Source organism: Bacillus cereus group sp. N24 (assembly GCF_016483345.1).
In the GTDB taxonomy this organism is placed as follows: Bacteria; Bacillota; Bacilli; order Bacillales; family Bacillaceae_G; genus Bacillus_A; species Bacillus_A toyonensis.
In genome coordinates this window covers 1-257 of the sequence record NZ_JAEHCA010000133.1, presented here as the reverse complement: position 1 = coordinate 257, position 257 = coordinate 1, and the positions used below count along the sequence as shown (strand labels likewise).

Here is a 257-nt window from a genome sequence, read left to right as displayed (position 1 = left end):
ACAGTACTAGGAAAAGCAAACGGCTGGGCGAAAATCAATTACCAAGGAAAAGAAGGGTATGTGTCGTTAGAGTTTGTAAAGTTAGAATCAGGAAAACAAGAAGAAAAACCAGGGGAAGACATTACGAATGGAACGCAAGAAGTAGGAACAATTAACGCGACAAGCTTACGAGTAAGAAGTGCGGCGAATACAAGTAGCTCAGTTCTAGGAAACTTAAAAAATGGTGAAAAAGTAACAGTACTAGGAAAAGCAAACGG

General features: G+C 39.7%; 1 protein-coding gene. It reads left to right on the top strand.

Annotation, left to right across the window (positions count from 1 at the left end; genetic code table 11):
• On the top strand, positions 1 to 257 hold a 257-nt coding region (locus JDS95_RS30730), incomplete at both ends, for an SH3 domain-containing protein (protein ID WP_199691068.1).